Annotated in this window: 16 protein-coding genes and 1 other RNA gene; 7 read left to right on the forward strand and 10 right to left on the reverse strand. The window is 54.2% G+C overall.

Annotated features, from left to right (window positions below; genetic code table 11):
* Positions 1 to 95 precede the first annotated feature (95 nt).
* The 4 genes from yqiA to nudF are packed head-to-tail and all read right to left on the reverse strand — an operon-like array spanning position 96 to position 2594.
* Positions 96 to 677 carry an esterase YqiA gene (yqiA, locus tag HC231_RS21740; protein ID WP_208228739.1) on the reverse strand — a complete coding sequence of 194 codons (582 nt, stop codon included), beginning with the start codon at positions 675 to 677 and terminating at the stop codon, positions 96 to 98.
* Positions 677 to 1504, reverse strand: coding sequence for a 3',5'-cyclic-AMP phosphodiesterase (gene cpdA, locus HC231_RS21745; protein ID WP_208228740.1), 828 nt, complete (start codon positions 1502 to 1504; stop codon positions 677 to 679). The genes yqiA and cpdA overlap by 1 nt, the downstream gene beginning before the upstream one ends.
* Positions 1505 to 1534: 30 nt before the next feature.
* Complete coding sequence (locus HC231_RS21750) at positions 1535 to 1957, reverse strand: DUF1249 family protein (RefSeq protein WP_208228741.1); 423 nt, start codon at positions 1955 to 1957, stop codon at positions 1535 to 1537.
* A gap of 4 nt (positions 1958 to 1961) precedes the next feature.
* Positions 1962 to 2594, reverse strand: a complete 633-nt coding sequence (gene nudF / locus HC231_RS21755) for an ADP-ribose diphosphatase (protein WP_208228742.1) — start codon at positions 2592 to 2594, stop codon at positions 1962 to 1964.
* 343 nt (positions 2595 to 2937) lie between these two features.
* Between nudF and tolC the strand changes: the two genes are divergently transcribed.
* The 3 genes from tolC (at position 2938) to HC231_RS21770 (ending at position 6492) form a co-directional block, all read left to right on the forward strand.
* Positions 2938 to 4335 carry an outer membrane channel protein TolC gene (gene tolC, locus HC231_RS21760; RefSeq protein ID WP_208228743.1) on the forward strand — a complete coding sequence of 466 codons (1398 nt, stop codon included), beginning with the start codon at positions 2938 to 2940 and terminating at the stop codon, positions 4333 to 4335.
* A gap of 328 nt (positions 4336 to 4663) precedes the next feature.
* The gene (locus HC231_RS21765) at positions 4664 to 5320 is read left to right on the forward strand and encodes a DUF1190 family protein (RefSeq protein ID WP_208231470.1); all 657 of its coding nucleotides are present in this window, start codon (positions 4664 to 4666) and stop codon (positions 5318 to 5320) included.
* Positions 5321 to 5331: 11 nt separating this feature from the next.
* Positions 5332 to 6492, forward strand: a complete 1161-nt coding sequence (locus HC231_RS21770) for a glutathionylspermidine synthase family protein (RefSeq protein WP_208228744.1) — start codon at positions 5332 to 5334, stop codon at positions 6490 to 6492.
* A 175-nt stretch (positions 6493 to 6667) separates the two neighbouring features.
* Here the strand turns inward: HC231_RS21770 and ygiD are convergent, their stop codons facing one another.
* From ygiD to rsmI, 3 genes are all read right to left on the reverse strand, one after another.
* Complete coding sequence (gene ygiD / locus HC231_RS21775; protein WP_208228745.1) at positions 6668 to 7453, reverse strand: 4,5-DOPA-extradiol-dioxygenase; 786 nt, start codon at positions 7451 to 7453, stop codon at positions 6668 to 6670.
* 530 nt (positions 7454 to 7983) lie between these two features.
* An RNA gene (gene rnpB / locus HC231_RS21780) (RNase P RNA component class A) lies at positions 7984 to 8362 on the reverse strand.
* Between the two features lie 32 nt (positions 8363 to 8394).
* On the reverse strand, positions 8395 to 9258 hold the full coding sequence (gene rsmI, locus HC231_RS21785; RefSeq protein WP_208228746.1) for a 16S rRNA (cytidine(1402)-2'-O)-methyltransferase: 864 nt from the start codon (positions 9256 to 9258) through the stop codon (positions 8395 to 8397).
* A gap of 61 nt (positions 9259 to 9319) precedes the next feature.
* Between rsmI and HC231_RS21790 the strand changes: the two genes are divergently transcribed.
* From HC231_RS21790 to dolP, 4 genes are all read left to right on the forward strand, one after another.
* Positions 9320 to 11380 carry a penicillin-binding protein activator gene (locus HC231_RS21790; protein WP_208228747.1) on the forward strand — a complete coding sequence of 687 codons (2061 nt, stop codon included), beginning with the start codon at positions 9320 to 9322 and terminating at the stop codon, positions 11378 to 11380.
* A complete protein-coding gene (locus HC231_RS21795) occupies positions 11377 to 11733 on the forward strand; it encodes a YraN family protein (protein WP_208231472.1) in 357 nt (118 codons plus the stop codon). The genes HC231_RS21790 and HC231_RS21795 overlap by 4 nt, the downstream gene beginning before the upstream one ends.
* 148 nt (positions 11734 to 11881) lie before the next feature.
* Positions 11882 to 12472: a DnaA initiator-associating protein DiaA gene (gene diaA / locus HC231_RS21800; protein WP_208228748.1), complete on the forward strand. Its 591-nt coding sequence runs from the start codon at positions 11882 to 11884 to the stop codon at positions 12470 to 12472.
* Positions 12473 to 12482: 10 nt separating this feature from the next.
* Positions 12483 to 13058, forward strand: a complete 576-nt coding sequence (gene dolP, locus HC231_RS21805) for a division/outer membrane stress-associated lipid-binding lipoprotein (protein ID WP_208228749.1) — start codon at positions 12483 to 12485, stop codon at positions 13056 to 13058.
* A gap of 165 nt (positions 13059 to 13223) precedes the next feature.
* On the opposite strand, the gene HC231_RS21810 is transcribed toward dolP, so the two are convergent.
* The 3 genes from HC231_RS21810 to elbB form a co-directional block, all read right to left on the reverse strand.
* Positions 13224 to 14516, reverse strand: coding sequence for an alginate lyase family protein (locus HC231_RS21810; protein WP_208228750.1), 1293 nt, complete (start codon positions 14514 to 14516; stop codon positions 13224 to 13226).
* Positions 14517 to 14594: 78 nt separating this feature from the next.
* Complete coding sequence (mtgA, locus tag HC231_RS21815; RefSeq protein ID WP_425490566.1) at positions 14595 to 15296, reverse strand: monofunctional biosynthetic peptidoglycan transglycosylase; 702 nt, start codon at positions 15294 to 15296, stop codon at positions 14595 to 14597.
* A gap of 29 nt (positions 15297 to 15325) precedes the next feature.
* Complete coding sequence (elbB, locus tag HC231_RS21820; protein WP_208231473.1) at positions 15326 to 15979, reverse strand: isoprenoid biosynthesis glyoxalase ElbB; 654 nt, start codon at positions 15977 to 15979, stop codon at positions 15326 to 15328.
* Positions 15980 to 16144 lie beyond the last annotated feature (165 nt).

Below are 16144 nucleotides of genomic sequence, written 5' to 3' on the forward strand. Positions count from 1 at the left end.
GTGGTGAACCGTACCGATGAGCGTTATTGCCAAAAACATGACCGGCAACGTTCGCCTGCGCGCCATCGCCATCATTGCTGCCGGCGCCCTGATGTTCAGTCTGCCGCGAGCCCCAAAAAATTCACTATGGGTGAAAAAAAGTGCTCAAATCCGACAAAGGCATGGTTGCCCCCTGATTCCACTGTTTGACGGCAGTCCGTGTAATAAGACACCGCCTGACGATAATCCAGTACTTCATCTCCAGTCTGAACCAGTAGCCACAACAAATCGGGCGACTCCAGCGGTTCAACCTGCATGACCTTCAGATCGTAAACGTGCCGTGACTCTAGCACATATTGTTCACCGGTGTAGGGGTTCTGATATTCGCCCAAATAATCAAGCAAAAGCTCGAACGGTTTTACCGCCGGATTCACCACCACGGCGGGTATGGTAAAGCACTGCGACAGCCAGGTGGCATAATAACCACCGAGAGAAGAGCCAACAATACCCAGCGGGCTACCGGCCCGTTCCATCACCAGCGATTCCATCATTTCAGCCGCGTCGGCCGGATAAGGCGGAAGCTGCGGCACCAGCATCTCAATGTCGGGATGATGGCGCGCCAGCCACGCTTTCAGCGCCGTCGCTTTGGTTGAGTTGGGCGTGCTGTTGAAACCGTGCAGATAGAGTAAAACCGGCATCAGTAGCCATCCGAATTCATGTCGGGCAGGAATTCGCTGCCCTCCAGACGAAACACCTCGGTTTCCAGCCCGCCATCCGGCATTAAGTCCAGATAGCGCCAGCCCGGCGCGACATCGTCAATGGCGAAATTCGTACAGTGCGGCTTAAACTGAACGCAGGTGGACGGCGTTGCCAGCAGGCGTTTCCCGTGCCAGTCAAGATCGAGTTCCTGATGAATATGCCCGCATAAGATGGTATTCACCAGAGGATAACGGGCCAGCACCGCGGCCAGGTTATGCGCGTTACGCAAACTGTGTTGATCAAGCCAGGTACAGCCGGAAGGGTGAGGATGATGATGGAGTAAAAGCAGGGTAAAACGATCCGGCTGGCTTTGCAGACTACGCTCAAGCCATTCGAGCTGATAGTCGCTGAGTTCGCCGTGCGGCACGCCGAACACCTGGCTATCCAGCAAAATAATCTGCCATTTATCGCCTAACATCACATGCTTGGACGGCGCAATCCCCTCTTGGGCCAGCACATCGACCATCGCCGGCTGAAAATCATGATTCCCCGGCAGCCACACGCAAGGAGCGGACAATTGCCGGATCCCACGGGAAAAGTGGCGATAGGCTTCCAGAGAGTGATCCTGTGCCAAATCGCCTGTCGCGACGATCAAATCGAAAGGATATTGTTGCGCCTGAATGGCGGCCAACACCGCGCGATAACTGCGGTATGTGTTAACGCCAAGCAGTGTTTCATGCTCACCGGCAAAAAGGTGGGTGTCTGTTATTTGTAAAATCCTGATTCTGGCCCCACTCGCCACAGGAAGTGTCAACAGGCTTTCCAAATGATGGTGTCCTTGGTTACTTAAATCTGTCTAACAAACAGGGATCGACATCGAACCATACGCCAAACAATATTTTAGCCAATCAGCAAGAAACTGATTAATTTGATGCTTTTCGTCACGTTGATGTAACTTCTTATTCGGATAATCATAACGTGCCTTGAAGCGGAAGATCTGCTGACTGGCACACACTTCCGCAACCAGCGCGTCATGATATAACCGCACCGTCATCATGGGCAGGCTCCAGTAGCTTACCGCAGGCGCAGTCTGTTGAATCTTAACCAAAGAGGTATAGCGGGTCGATTCAAGGATAGTTAAGCGATAAACGGTATTATTAACGTGATAAACCGCGGTTTCACCGACTTCGTCTATACGGGGCAGCAAACGCCGTAATTGCATGAAATTGGTTTCGCATAGCCTCATCATCGCCGGGAAATCCGGGGTATAACGCTTCATAAATTCAATCCACCCACTCATTTCTCAGTTTTTCATGGTGCAACGCCAGCCATTGCAGGGCAATGACAGAAGCTGCGTTATCGATAATTCCTTCCTCAACCCATTGATAACTCTGTTCGCGGCTCACTACATGCACCCGGATATCTTCATTTTCCTCCGCCAGGCCATGAATTCCCGCCGCCGTCCTGGTATCCACTTCCCCTACCATAACAGCCAGACGCTCGCTGGTGCCACCGGGACTGGCAAGATAGTTGACGATGGGCCGGCAGCGCCCGACGACCAGGCCGGCTTCTTCCTGCGCTTCCCGCCGGGCGACATCTTCCAGGCTTTCACCCGGTTCAATCATGCCCGCCACCAGTTCCAACAGCCAGGGAGAAACGCTGCTGTCATAAGCCGCAATGCGTATCTGCTCAACCAGCACCACCTCATCGCGCACGGGATCGTACGGCAACAGCACGACCGCATGCCCGCGTTCGAAGATCTCGCGGCTCACTTCATCGCTCATTTCACCATTAAACAGACGATGACGGAAACGATAGCGCACCAGTGAAAAAAAACCCTTGTATAATTCTTCACGTGCAATAATTTCTACGTCATCTTTATTAAAGGTGACAGGACTAGATTCTGAAGACGCCATAATGCAACTCCTGTAACGGGTATCGATGGAATCCATCATTGTATGGCGAAAATGCCGCTCATCATACTCGCTGTTGTTTGTGCTAGATTTACATAAAATCAGGATCTATCCCAGCAGGCATTATTACTCAAGACCGTTTCAGTACGGCAAGTGCAAACTGTATATGTATGAAAGCTCTGCGCCGCAGGGTCTAAATAACACCGGAACCGCCCTGATCGGGCGGCTCCCGGAAATATGGCACGTTCAGTTACCTAATCTTATTGGCAGATTCTGATAGAATCGGAAACTATTCGTCTACAGACAGCGCTATCATAGAGACATTGCTGTACAACAAGGAACGCAAATGAAGAAATTGCTCCCTCTTCTCATTGGTTTGAGCCTGGGCGGTTTTAGTTTAATGAGTCAGGCGGAAAACCTGCTACAGGTATACCAGCAAGCCAAAAATACCAATCCAGACTTACGTAGCTCAGCAGCCACCCGTGATGCCGCGTTTGAAAAAATCAATGAAGCACGAAGCCCGCTATTGCCGCAATTAGGCTTAGGCGCGGATTACACTTATACCGACGGTTTTCGCGATAACAGCGGCGTTAACAATGATGTCAAAAGCGCATCATTGCAGTTAACCCAGACACTGTTCGATATGTCTAAATGGCGCGCGCTAACCTTGCAGGAAAAACAGGCCGGTATTGAAGACGTTACTTTCCAGACGGCTCAACAAGCCCTGATTCTGAATACTGCGACCGCGTATTTCAACGTACTGCGCGCAATTGATTCCCTGTCTTACATCAACGCCCAGAAACAGGCTATTTATCGTCAGTTGGATCAGACGACCCAGCGCTTTAATGTCGGCCTGGTTGCGATTACCGACGTGCAAAACGCCCGCGCCGAATATGATAGCGTCCTTGCCAGCGAAGTGCTGGCCCGCAATACGCTGGACAACGCTCTGGAAGTTCTGCGCCAGGTCAGCGGTAATTTTTACCCGCAGCTGGCGGGACTGGACATCAAACGGTTTTCGACTCAAAAAACAGAGGGCGTTAACAATCTGCTGAAGGAAGCGGAAAACCGCAACCTGAGCCTGTTGTCCGCCCGTCTGAGTCAGGATCTGGCGCGTGAGCAAATCCGCTACGCCCAGACCGGCCACATGCCGACGCTGGATCTGACCGCGTCCAGCAGCGTAAGCGATACCAGCTATTCCGGTTCGAACACCCGCGGCAGTTCATATAGCGACAGCAATGTGGGCCAGAATAAAGTCGGCATCAGCTTTAATCTGCCGCTGTATAGCGGCGGCGCGACCAGTTCGCAGGTGAAACAGGCTCAACACAGTTTTGTCAGCGCCAGCGAACAGTTGGAAAGCACGCATCGCACCGTCGTTCAAACCGTGCGTTCGTCGTTCAACAATATTTCCGCGTCTATCAGCAGCATCAACGCGTACAAACAGGCTGAAGTTTCCGCGCAAAGCTCTCTGGACGCGATGGAAGCGGGCTATCAGGTCGGCACGCGCACCATTATCGACGTGCTGGACGCCACCACGACGCTGTATAACGCCAAGCAGCAGCTTTCCAGCGCCCGTTATGATTACCTGATTAATCAGCTAAACATTAAGTCCGCCCTGGGTACGCTGAACGAAAGCGATCTGCAAGCGCTGAACGCCGCGCTGGGCCAGCCGGTTTCAACTACGCCGCCGGTCGCCGACAACAGCGTCAGCGCGCCGCTTGCCCACACGACGGCATCGCGTCAGTAATCACTTAGCCTCTCGCTGCAAGGGGAACGTCCGTTCCCCTTTTTTGTTGTTTTTTCAGGCGGCCGCGATATGTCATCAGGAAATTCTTCCGGCATTTTCCATCCCCGTCCGCCAGATAAAGCGAACCGCCGCACAACCGAATGTATAGCAACGTAAAGAGTCGCCGGGTTACCGCCATTGGCGCTTTAAATTCAGGCAGCCTTACCCTATCCTTAAGCGCAATTGTTAACAATTGGGCTTGATGCCTATACCCTGAATGATTCGGGCGGCGGCCGATACGACGCCTGCCGCTTGAAAAATAAAAGGTATTTTCTCTGGGATTAATATGATGAAACGTACTAAAAACATCAATCAGGAAATGTTTCGTAAGGGATGGCGGCCGTATCGCCTGGCGCCTATCGCGTTAGCGGTCAGCAGCGTATTTATGTTAGCCGGCTGTGAACAGGCTGATGAAACGGTTTCTCTTTATCAGAACGCCGATGACTGTTCGCGCGCCAACCCATCCATGAGTGAACAATGCACTACCGCTTACAATAACGCGCTGAAAGAAGCCGAAAAAACCGCGCCTAAATACGCCACCCGCGAAGACTGCGTGGCGGAGTTCGGCGAAGCGCAGTGTACTCAGGCTCCAGCGCCCGCGCAGGCGGGCATGGCTGCCGAATCTCAACAGAGCGGCAGCTTCTGGATGCCGCTGATGGCGGGTTACATGATGGGCCGAATGATGGGAGGCGGCGGTTACGCGCAACAGCCGCTGTTTACCTCAAAATCCCCCGCCAGCCCGGCTAACGGACAATTTGTCGACGCTTCCGGTAAAAACTACGGCAGCGCCACAACGGGCCGCACCATTAACGTACCGAAAACGGCTCTGGCGCCCAAACCCGCCACCACCACCACCATCACCCGCGGCGGCTTCGGTGAAACGGTAGCCAAACAGACCGCCATGCAGCGCAGCAGCGCCGGCACTTCCCGTAGCATGGGGGGCTGAGGACACATTTAATGAAGCGGATTGAAATTACCGAACGCCCCGACTGGCGTGAAAAAGCTACGGAATTCGGGTTCCAGTTTCACACCATGTACGGGGAACGTTACTGGTGTGAAGAGGCGTACTATCAGTTCACGCTGGCGCAAATTGAAGAGTTGGAAGACACCACCGCAGAGCTGCACCAGATGTGTTTGCAGGTGGTGGAGAAAGTCGTCGGCAGCGATGAACTGATGGCCAAATTTCGCATTCCCAAACATACCTGGGAATTCGTCAGGCATTCATGGCGAACCAACCAGCCGTCGCTCTATTCGCGTCTCGATCTGGCCTATGACGGGAAAACGCCGGCCAAGCTGCTGGAAAATAACGCCGATACGCCGACTTCGCTGTATGAAGCGGCGTTTTTCCAATGGCTGTGGCTGGAAGATCAGATCAAAGCCGGCCAATTGCCGCAAACCGCCGATCAGTACAACAGCATTCAGGAAAAACTGATCGAACGATTTGAAGATCTCAGACTGAATCATGGCTTTGGTCTGCTGCATTTCGCCTGCTGCCAGGACACCGCTGAAGATCGAGGTACGGTGCAATACCTGCAGGATTGCGCGCTGGAGGCGGGCCTGCCGAACGAGTTTCTCTATATGGAAGAAATCGGCCTCGGCGAAAAGGGGCAGTTTACCGACCTGGAGAATCAGGTCATCAGTAATCTGTTTAAACTCTATCCGTGGGAGTTTATGCTGCGCGAGATGTTCTCCACCAAGCTTGAGGACGCCGGCGTTCGCTGGCTGGAGCCGGCCTGGAAGAGTATCGTTTCCAATAAAGCCTTGCTGCCCATGCTGTGGCAGATGTTCCCGAACCACCCGAACCTGCTACCCGCTTATTTCACCGAAGACGAACACCCCGAGTTGGAGAATTACGTCATCAAACCGCTGTTCTCACGCGAAGGCGCCAATATTCAAATAGTGGAAAACGGCAAGGAGATCGCCGCGGTGGGCGGCCCCTACGGTGAAGAAGGCAAGATCGTCCAGCAGTATCATCCGCTGCCCAAATTTGGCGACAGCTATACGCTGATCGGCAGTTGGCTGGTAAACGATCAGCCCTGCGGCATCGGCATGCGTGAAGACCGGGAACTGATTACTCAGGACTTATCGCGTTTTTATCCGCATATCATTCTGGACTAACCCTATCCGGGTTAAAACAAGGCGCGGTCTCATACCCAATAGATTTCAAGTTGCATCAAGGCGGCGGCCGAATGAATCCCCAGTCAATTACTTAAGTAAGCGACTGGGGTGAGTGAGGGAAGTCAACGCAGATGCAGCTTGAAAGATGACGGGGATACGCCGTGCCTTGTTCGCGTTATCCCACCTGTACCGACAGCATACTCAGTGAACCCATTTCAATGCCGTCCACCGGGATACTCACCGCTTCTTTGCCGTCCCAGCATCCTAAAACGTAAAGCAGCGGCAGATAGTGGTCGGGCGTTGGGTTGGATAACGACGCGCCCTCATGCCGCATAAAGTTTACCAGCGGATGATCGTCCCCTTGATACGTCAGATTATCACGCACAAACTGATTGAACGAAACCGCCCACGGATAAGGCTCCGCATCGCCATCCCATTTAGCCATACGCAGGTTATGCACCACGTTGCCGCTGGCGACAATCATGATCCCCTCATCACGCAGGGCGCTCAGTTTCTTTCCCAACTGATAGTGATAGGCGGCTGGCTGTGTGCCGTCTACGCTCAGCTGCACCACCGGAATATCCGCCTGCGGATACATTTTTATCAGCACGCCCCAGGAACCGTGATCCAATCCCCACTCGCCGCGATCAGCCGCCACCGGAACCGGCGCGAGAAGTCGTTGAATTTTTTCGGCCAAATCAGGCGATCCCGGCGCCGGATACCGAGTATCAAACAGCGCCTGCGGGAAACCGCCGAAATCATGAATCGTCCTGGGTTTATCCATTGCCGTAACGGCCGTGCCGCGGGTATACCAGTGGGCGGAGACCGCGACGATAGCCTTTGGTCGCGGTAATGTTTCCCCCAGCGTCCGCCATGCCTGAGTGTACGGGTTATCCTCCAGCACGTTCATCGGGCTGCCATGACCGAGGAACAGAGCGGGCATACGGGAAGCATTGTTCATAGCTGTATCCTTAATGAAAGATCGGCATCGTGCAACAGCACGTTATGGCAATCACTGTACGCCTTTTGCACATCGGAAAAACTCGGATATCTGTGATGAAGACCATCAATAAATTTGAAGAGAAAGCGTACGCATTACGCATAAAAAAACGGCCAACCTGTGCGGTTAAACATAGGTTGGCCGTATAAAGAGAGTTGAAACTGACCATTAAGCCGCGTTCTTTCATAAAAAGCGTCGTGGACAGTCATTCATCTTTTCGCCCGCTCGCGCGGGCTGAAAACCGCCGCGGCGGAATTCATAGAAAAGTTGAAACTGACCGTTAAGCCGCGTTCTTTCATAAAAAGCGTCGTGGACAGTCATTCATCTTTTTGCCCGCTCGCGCAGGCCGAAAACCGCCGGGGCGGAATTCATAGAAAAAGTTGAAGTTGACCGTTAAGCCGCGTTCTTTCATAAAAAGCGTCGTGGACAGTCATTCATCTTTTCGCCCGCTCGCGCGGACTGAAAACCGCCGCAGCGGAATTCATAGAAAAAGTTGAAGTTGACCGTTAAGCCGGGTTCTGTCGTGGACAGTCATTCATCTAGGCCAGCAATCGCTCACTGGCTCAAGCAGCCTACCCGGGTTCAGTACGGGCCGTACCATGTGAACCCCTATTTGGCCTTGCTCCGGGTGGAGTTTACCGTGCCGCGGACTGTTGCCAGCCGCGCGGTGCGCTCTTACCGCACCCTTTCACCCTTACCTGATCCCGCTTACGCGGGCCATCGGCGGTTTGCTCTCTGTTGCACTTGTCGTAGGCTTGCGCCTCCCAGGCGTTACCTGGCACCCTGCCCTATGGAGCCCGGACTTTCCTCCCCTCCACCTGTCTCCCCCGAGAGGGACGGCAGTGAAGCGGCGACTGTCTGGTCAACTTCGGCGCGGATTGTATAGTGTTTTACGCGAGCTGTCATCCTTCCTGCTGGTCGAGCGCGTGCTTATACAGAGCATTTTTCTTAACGCCGTGTATTTCCGCGGCTAACGCGGCCGCCTTCTTCAAGGGCAATTCTTTCTGCAACAGGGACAGGGTGCGTAAGGCTTCGGCCGGCAAAGCCTCGGCGTCCGCTTTATGCCCTTCGACAATCAGCACCATCTCGCCCTTACGACGATTTTCGTCTTCCTTCACCCACGCCAGCAGTTCGCCTACCGGCGCGCCGTGAATCGACTCCCAGGTTTTGGTGATTTCACGCGCCAGCACAACATAACGCTGCGCTCCCAATACTTCGGTTATGTCCAGCAAGCTCTCCAGCAGCCGGTGCGTCGACTCATAAAAGATCAGGGTTCTCGGCTCTTCCTGCAGTGCACGCAGCGTATCTTTACGCGCCTTGGTTTTTGCCGGCAGAAAGCCTTCATAACAGAAACGATCCGAAGGCAGCCCCGCCGCCGAAAGCGCGGTAATCGCCGCGCAGGCGCCGGGCAGCGGCACAATTCGGATCCCCGCCTCGCGGCAGCGACGCACCAGGTGATAGCCGGGATCGTTAATCAGCGGCGTTCCCGCATCGGAAACCAGCGCGATACTTTGCCCTTCCTGCAATTTTGCCAATACCGAATCTGCTTTCTGCTGTTCATTATGATCGTGTAATGCGAACAGCCGTGCATTAATTGCAAAATGTTGTAACAACAGACCGGTATGACGGGTATCCTCTGCAGCAATCAGATCGACGCGCCGCAATACGTCCAAAGCGCGCTGGGTAATATCGCCCAGATTGCCAATCGGCGTGGGGACAATGTAAAGGGTGGATGCAGAAATGTCTGCTTGTTGGTCTTGATTCATTGTTTCATCCGGGTTGCCGATTTAATATTGAGCATCTTTAAAAAAAATCATTGGATACAGTATGCTTTCCTTTCGTTCCGTCCGTACTCAGACAGGGCGTGTTATTCCTGTTTTGCTAGCGGCGCTGTTTCTTGCAGGCTGTCCAAGCCAGGCGCCGCAAAGTCCGCCGCCTGAGGTGCAGGGCAAGGCTGATGCTTCTGCCGACTATTATCTGCAACAAATGCAGCAAAGCGGCGATAGTAACAAGGCCGCCTGGCAGTTACTCGCTATTCGCGCCTTATTGCAGGAAGGTAAAACGCCGCAGGCCAGCCAGCAGTTTAACGCATTACCGGCCAATTTAAGCGCAGCGCAGAAGTTGGAACAGCAATTATTGAGCGCTGAGCTATCCGTCGCACAGAAAAATGTGAACGCCGCCAATGCGGCGTTAAGCCAGTTGGACGTCAACGCGCTCTCCGCCCAACAGCAGCTTCGCTACTACGACGCGCAGATCCTGGCGAATCAACAACGTCCGTCGGCGGCATTGCTGCGCGCCTACATCGCTCAGGAACCCTTACTGCAGGATAATTCCGCCCGCCAATCGAATATCAACCAAACCTGGCAAACGCTGGTGCAGATGACGCCGCAGGAGTCTGACTCAATCCTGATCAATGCCGACGAAAACGTTCTGCAGGGCTGGGTCGATCTGCTTGGCTCCTATCAGGCCAACCGCCAGTCTCCCGACCAGCTAAAATCGGCCATTGAGGATTGGCAAACCCGCTACCCGCGTCATCCGGCGGCCCAAATGCTGCCGACGCAGCTGACGCAATTCATCGATTTCCATCCGTCGCAGGTCAGCAGCATCGCCCTGCTATTGCCGTTAAATGGTCAGGCGCAGGTGTTCGCCAATGCCATCCAGCAGGGATTTAACGCGGCCAGAAGCGGTCAGGCCATGGTAACAAACTCATTCCCGCAGGCGGCCGGCGACGGTCAACAAACCGGCTCTCCGGACCAAAACGCCGGCGCTGCCGCTACCCCAAGCGAACCAACCGATCTGAACGGTCAGAACGAGCAGAACGGGCAGAACGGGCAAGATGGTCAGCCGGTTGCGCAATACAGCGATGAGATTGCCCCGGTAACACCCCCCGCCGCGCAGCCCTCTCTCCCCAGTTCATTGCCGGTAAGAGTGTATGACACCTCATCACAACCTTTAGCGAATGTCTTGGCGCAGGCTCAGCAGGACGGCGCGTCTCTTGCCATCGGGCCGCTATTGAAAAACGAAGTGGAACAACTGGCGACCAGCCAATCCCCCTTGAACATTCTGGCGCTCAATCAGTCTGAGCACGTACAAAATATTCCTAATATCTGCTACTTCGCTTTATCGCCGGAAGATGAAGCCAGAGACGCCGCCAAGTTTATTCATCAGCAGGGCAAACAGCAGCCGTTACTTCTGGTTCCGCGCGGGAACCTTGGCGATCGCGTCGTCAATGCGTTTGCGCAAGCCTGGAGCCAGCAAGGCGGCGGTCTTCTGCTGCAACAGCGCTTTGGCAATACCATCGAGCTCAAGCAGGCTATCAACAGCGGCGCAGGTCTGAGCCTGAGCGGTCAACCCGTTAACCAAACGTCCCAGACGCCGCCGGGAACCACCGTGGGCGGCTTAACCATCCCGGCACAGGTAGAACCGGTGGTCGGTTCATCGGTGAGCGGCAATATCGATGCCGTTTACATCATCGCCACGCCTGATGAACTGTCATTGATCAAACCCATGATCGATATGCGCACCACATCGCGCGCACGTCCCGCGCTGTATGCCAGCTCGCGCAGCTTCCAGGCAGGCAGCGGCCCTGATTTCCGTCTGGAAATGGAAGGATTGCAATTCAGCGAGATCCCGCTGTTGGCGGGCGCGAACCCGACCTTGATGCAGCAGGTAAGCAGCCAGTTCAAAAATGATTATTCGCTGGTGCGCCTCTATGCGATGGGCATGGACGCCTGGACGCTGGCCAGCCATTTTGCTGAAATGCGCCAGATGCCCGGACATCAGGTCGATGGAGCGACCGGTATACTGAGCGCAACGCCCGATTGCGTGATTAACCGGCAAATGACCTGGCTGCAATATCGTCAGGGCCAGTTGGTGCCGGCATCCTGACCGCCCGGACAACCGGCGCGGATTATGAACAGCGGGCCCGGCGCTATCTTGAAGACGCCGGCTTGACCTTCGCCGCCGCCAATGTCGCGTTGCGCGGCGGTGAGCTGGATTTGATTATGCGCGACCGGCAAACCTGGGTCTTTGTGGAGGTTCGCTATCGGAAGAATGCCGATTTCGGCGATGCCGCCGCCAGCGTCACTCGGCGAAAGCAACAGCGGCTGCTTCATGCCGCCGCCGTCTGGCTGGCGCAGCGCGGGAGCGGTTTTGACACGGCGGACTGTCGCTTCGACGTAGTGGCGATCACCGGCGATCAGATTACCTGGCTTCCTAACGCCTTCAACGCGCAGGGATGATACATTTCATAAATAATTCTAACGAGATAGACCAGGCATTTATCACGTATCGCGCGGCATACGGATAACGTATAAATGCCGCAGGCCCGGCTGGCGTACATCCGGGCGCTTAGTTCATGGACTCTAATTAAAAGTAGGTTAATTCAACGTGCTGGATAGAATAAAAGTTTGTTTTACCGAGAGTATTCAGACGCAGATTGCTGCTGCGGAAGCCTTACCGGATGCAATTTCCCGTGCGGCCATGGTGCTGGTGCAGTGCCTGCTAAACGGCAACAAAATTCTGTGCTGCGGCAACGGAACGTCGGCGGCCAATGCCCAGCATTTTGCCGCCAGCATGATTAATCGTTTTGAGGCGGAACGCCCTAGTTTACCGGCCATCGCACTTAATGCCGATAATGTGGTCTTAACTGCGATTGCCAATGACCGGCTGCATGAAGAGGTCTACGCCAAGCAAGTTCGGGCATTGGGACAAGCCGGCGACGTGTTGTTGGCGATATCAACCCGCGGGAATAGCAGAGACATTGTCAAAGCGGTGGAAGCGGCGGTAACCAGAGATATGACGATTGTCGCTTTGACCGGCTACGATGGCGGTGAACTAGCGGGGCTGCTTGGCCCGCAGGATGTGGAAATCCGCATTCCTTCCCATCGTAGCGCCCGTATTCAGGAGATGCACATGCTGACAGTTAACTGCCTGTGCGATTTAATTGATAACACACTTTTTCCACACCAGAACGATTAAGGAGCACTACATGAGGATAAGTTCTGCATTTGCCGTGCTGTCTATCGCCCTCTTGTTACAAGGTTGTGTTGGCGCGGTAGTGGTTGGAAGCGCCGCGGTCGCCACCAAAAGCGCCACCGATCCCCGCACCGTGGGGACGCAGGTTGACGACAGCACACTGGAAATCCGTGTGACCAATGCGCTCGGCAAAGATGAGCAATTGAAAAAAGAGGCCCGCGTTGTCGCTACCGCCTATCAGGGAAAAGTTTTGCTGACGGGACAAGCGCCGACGGCCGAATTATCCGAACGGGCTAAACAGATTGCGCTCGGCGTGGACGGCGCGGCCGAAGTGTATAACGAAGTTCGCCAGGGCACCCCCGTTTCATTGGGAACCGCGTCAATGGATACCTGGATCACCACCAAAGTTCGTTCTCAGATCCTGGCAAGCGATACCGTTAAATCTTCGAACGTGAAAGTCACCACCGAAAATGGCGAAGTATTCCTGTTAGGTCTGGTTACCCGGCGCGAAGGCACGTCCGCGGCTGAAATCGCCAGTAAGATTAGCGGCGTGAAGCATGTCACCACCGCCTTTACCTATCTGGACTAAACCATAAGCCCGCCATGGCCGCCGATGCGCGATACATGCATCAGCGGCCGTGGTTGCCCGACCTATTGCCCCCTGGTTCTCCGCTCTGTACGCTTCCGTCATCCCGGCAAACTCTGCCGTCGTCATTCCATCCTTGCGCCGCTAGGGGCATTTTTCATCATCGGCTTACTGCGCCGCGGACGATAGCAGCCAGATGGCCCGCCGGGTATACATGCTGACGCCACGCTTTGGTTCTTCTAGGCCGGTTTGCTTTTCACCAGACACCAGGTCGGAAAAACCGGCTTGTGCGATCTCGTTGCGATAACGCGGCGTTTGCAACGCGCGTTCAGCCTGCAACATCAGCGGTATCAGAACGCTGCTCTGCCGTTCGTGCCGATCGATGGTCTGGTACGGCCATACTCTGTTGTCATCAAGGTAAGGCGCCATAAAGTCCAGCGCGGCGATCAGGCTGCTCCCTTGCGCCGTTTGATATCGCCATAAGTTTTCACCCGCCTGGGAAGCCAGCGTCGCCATATCCGTCATCGCCTGTAGATTGAAGTAGCTGTAGTGGAAAGAGCGGGTTCTCGCCAGCTCTTCCGGTTGGGAGCCGTCAGCCTGCAGTTGATGATCCATTTTGCGCCGCAATAGCGCCGCCATCGATTTTACGCTATCCGTTTTTCCCACATACCAGGCGATACCGGCTACCTGTACGGCATACCAACTGCCGTGGTTATTCATCGCCGCCGACTCTTTTTTCCCCAGCTTGCTGGTTTGCAGCCAGCGTAGATATTCCCTCATCCATTGCTGCATTTGTTGCTCGTCCAGCGTTGTCCAGCCAGGCGCTTTGCGCAGCATGATCAGCGCATCGACAATACGGACGGCGAAATATCGGCCGTCCAGCACTCCGGCCCCGCGCCCTGACGCAATGCCCGGCACGCCTTGAGCGTAATCCAGGTTGGGATTCATGCGGGTTGTAGGATCAATGAACCAGGTTCGGATCATCGAGATCGCTTTATCGGCGTAGGCCTGTCGCCCGGAGAAATACCATGCCAGCGCCAGAGCCTGCGTCTGCGCGGTAAACGCCGCCAGTCGCTCGCCATCGGTCCGCTCATCCTTACTGGCGGGGTTTACCTGCCCATCGCGCCGTATCCAAGGCAAACCATCAGCTTTGTCCGGATCCGGCCACCAGTAGGCGCTGAGGCTCAAATAATCATGTTTTGAACCGCTGGAAGGCAGGGACATTTTCTGCGTGACGCTGGGATTGGTGATTTTCAGCGCGCGATCGGCCTGCGCGAGCAATTGACGATAGGCCAGACTCGTTTGCGGTTTCGCTCTATTTTGCCGCAGCTGTTGCTTTACCGATGCCAGTTGGGGCTGAGATAAAAAAGCGTAAGGATTGTTCGTTTCATCAGCCGAACTGATTGTTGCCGCACCACCCCACAGCGACGCGGTAAACAGTAATAGATAACTCAACCGCATAATTTCCCTCACCGCAAAAACATTTCAGGATGTTGCGTTGTGAGTCATCCGGCATATGGCTTAGCGTATGAAGCCTATTCAGTTTAAGCCGTTTGAACGCAAAAACGCTTCGCCGCCGATCTGGCGCATCTGGCGCAAAATCCACTGCTGGCGCTGAATTACGTACCCGGAAGGCGCATTGACGCGAAAACGGATCGGATTTGGCAGCACCGCAGCCAGCAAAGCCGATTCGCTCGCCGTCAGCCTGCTGGCGGGCTTGTTGAAGTAATGCCTTGAAGCCGCCTCTACGCCAAAAATACCGGGGCCGAACTCCGCGATATTCAGATACACCGTCAGAATGCGCCGTTTGGTCCATACCAGCTCAACCCCCGCGGTGATTCCGGCTTCGAGCCCCTTGCGCAGCCAGCTGCGGCTATCCCACAAAAACAGATTCTTCACCATCTGCTGGGAAAGCGTGGACGCCCCGCGGATCCGCTGCGTATTGCGTTCGTTGTGCCGCAACGCCGAGTTAATGGCATCGAAATCAAACCCCCAATGTTCGGGGAATTTCTGATCTTCCGCGGCGATCACCGCCAGCGCCATCGACGGAGCGATATCATCCATCGCCACCCAGGTAGAATGGGCGACGTAGGAAAAATCGCCGTTCAACCATGCGCTGATCTGACGGTCGGCCATCACGGCTGAGAACGGTACCGGCAGGAAAGAAAACAGTAAGATCCCTGCCAGCCAGAGTCCCAATACCGCCAGCAGGCAGCGAACAATCAGGCGCTTAAAACGCATCAGCAGACCGTTACTGCGACGGCTCAATCTCATTCAATAAAGTCCAGTACGCGCGCGACCAGCTTATCGATACCTTTTGCCGCCTCACTGATTGAGTTGGCTAACATGTAAGCGGGCGTAGTCACGATTTTATGTTCCGCATCCACCACGATATCATCCACCGGGCAAACAACATGAATCCCGCCCATTTCTTCAATGATTTCAGCAGTATCAATATCATTACCAATTGTAAGTCTAATCGGCTCGCCCAATAACGTTGGTAACAGCGCGGGACTGATGCAAATAAAACCAATTGGTTTATTTTGCTTATAAATTTCCTGTGTGAGTAATTTTAAATTTTCATCAACATGACAGGCCGCCCCTTGGGTGGCGAAGTCGCTTAAATTTTTAGCGGAGCCAAAACCGCCGGGTACAATCAGCGCATCAAGCTGTTGCGCATCGGCGTCTGAAAGCGGTTGAATTTTTCCTCTGGCGATCCTGGCGGACTCAACTAAAACGTTGCGATTTTCATTGGTTACGTCACCTGTCAGGTGATTAATAACATCGGACTGCGGCTTATCGGGCGCAAAACAAACCGCCTCCGCCCCGGCCCGATCCAATGCAAGCAGCGTCAGCACTGCTTCATGAATCTCTGAACCATCGTAAACGCCACACCCGCTCAGGACAATGCCGACTCTTTTCATCATATTTTCCCTCATTTCATTACATCAACTAATTGATTTTTTAATTGACAAACACTAATCTACATCACACATTTTAATGATTCTTCTAACTAACGTTTCTGCTTTTGCTATTTTGTTGCTTGACGAAGATGTAAAATAGTTAGGATATGAACATCCGCACTTGCG

The organism is Brenneria izadpanahii, assembly GCF_017569925.1.
GTDB classification, from domain to species: Bacteria; Pseudomonadota; Gammaproteobacteria; order Enterobacterales; family Enterobacteriaceae; genus Brenneria; species Brenneria izadpanahii.